Origin of the sequence: Mesorhizobium sp. M6A.T.Ce.TU.002.03.1.1, assembly GCF_003997275.1 — a bacterium.
Taxonomy (GTDB): domain Bacteria; phylum Pseudomonadota; class Alphaproteobacteria; order Rhizobiales; family Rhizobiaceae; genus Mesorhizobium; species Mesorhizobium mediterraneum.
Genome location: NZ_RZTI01000277.1, coordinates 1 through 1,423, shown reverse-complemented (window position 1 = coordinate 1,423; position 1,423 = coordinate 1). Strand labels below are relative to the sequence as shown.

The window sequence follows — 1,423 nt, the reverse complement described above, 5'->3', positions numbered from 1 at the left end:
GCTGGAGAAAGACGAAAGGATTTGTGGTTTTCGAAGCCATGTGCCGCCTGTCTTCGAGACCCGTTGACCGGATCTCCTGGATGATCCCGCTGGCCGGGATGTGCCGCCTGAGCCTGTGTTCACGCCGAATCAGCGCAATCATTTCGCCCATGCAAATCGGACGCGTAAAGCCGGCTTCCCAGCTCCACGCGTCGCGTGTCTGTTTCGTCTACATAAAACCGATTCTTGATCCACGCAAGTGGCAAGTGTCCGCTTTATGACCAAACGCCGCCTCGGAACCATCCAGTCGTCCCGTCCCGGCTATGGCCTCTTATGCCCCAAGACAGCCTATATGGCAAGTCACCGCGCGATTTTCAAAGGGCCGATGCGTGGAAGACCAGACAATTTTCATGAATTGGCCATTTCGAAAAATGGCACGGGCAGCAGGGCTCGAACCTACGACCTGCGGTTTTGGAGACCGCCGCTCTACCAACTGAGCTATGCCCGTATCGTGCGCGTGTCGGCGCAGCAGGCGCTTCCTAAAAGCTTCCGCGCGCGCTGTAAAGAGCGGTCTGATCTGATCGTCCCATTCCTGCCTGCTTTCAGCATCAGGTCGGAAATCTTCGTGCCAAATCGGGATCATCCGCCCGACGGCGGCCTGTACGGTCCGCCAGGCACGCCCCAGCCCCAGGCCGGCATCGGTTCCGTCTCAGGGTCGCAAGTCTCGCCAAGGTTCGAGTTCATCTTCGCCAGCCGCGACCCCCATTCGAAATAGGCCATGAACGCCGAGCGGAATTCCGGATCGTCGGGCAGCCCGACCTCGTCGGCAGCGTCAGCGAGAAGATTGATCCAGCGGCGGCGCTGTTCCTCGCTCAGGTGCTTGCCGAGATGGTGCATCACCATCTCGCGGTGGCCGCCATGCTCTTCGCTGTAGGTCTTCGGTCCACCAAAGACCTCGCCGATGAAGGCGGCGACATGCGCGGGATGGTCCGGCGACATGTTTTTGAACACCGGGCCGACGATGGAATCCCTAGACACCTTGTCGTAGAAGGTTTGGGTCAGGCGATTCAGCGCTTCGGTGCCGCCGGCCCATTCGAACAATGTCGGGATATTTTGGCTCATTCTCGATCCTCGACCGGCCAGAGCGTCACTTGCTTCGGACGATAGCGGAACTATCGAACGTTGCTCAACCTGCCTCGATGGCCAGCTTGGGCCGGCTGCATGCCTGCGCCTTACAACTTGACGGGCGCGTCAGCCTGAACCTCGGACGTCGGAACCACGCGACAATTCTCCGGCATTGGCGCCGATTTGCAGATGGTCGGACCGGTAAATTCGTCAACCGATTCAAGCCCGGTCGTCAGCCCGACTTTCAACATCATGTCGGGTTCGAGCTGCCGATCACGAGAAGCCGGCACCGACCGGATCGCCACCAGCAGACCGGGTC

Annotated in this window: 2 protein-coding genes, 1 tRNA gene and 1 pseudogene; 1 reads left to right on the top strand and 3 read right to left on the bottom strand. The window is 59.7% G+C overall.

Going from position 1 to position 1,423, the window contains the following annotated elements; all coding sequences use genetic code 11:
* A partial coding sequence (locus EOC93_RS34535) for a hypothetical protein (protein WP_206532304.1) occupies positions 1 to 260 on the top strand: 260 nt, incomplete at its 5' end.
* 151 nt (positions 261 to 411) lie between these two features.
* Here EOC93_RS34535 and EOC93_RS33465 read toward each other — a convergent pair.
* The 3 genes and pseudogenes from EOC93_RS33465 to EOC93_RS34530 all read right to left on the bottom strand — a co-directional run.
* Positions 412 to 487: transfer RNA gene (locus EOC93_RS33465), tRNA-Trp, on the bottom strand.
* A gap of 131 nt (positions 488 to 618) precedes the next feature.
* Positions 619 to 1,101, bottom strand: a complete 483-nt coding sequence (locus EOC93_RS33460; RefSeq protein ID WP_127206751.1) for a group II truncated hemoglobin — start codon at positions 1,099 to 1,101, stop codon at positions 619 to 621.
* Between the two features lie 110 nt (positions 1,102 to 1,211).
* Positions 1,212 to 1,423, bottom strand: a pseudogene (locus tag EOC93_RS34530) (hypothetical protein); the annotation flags it as partial.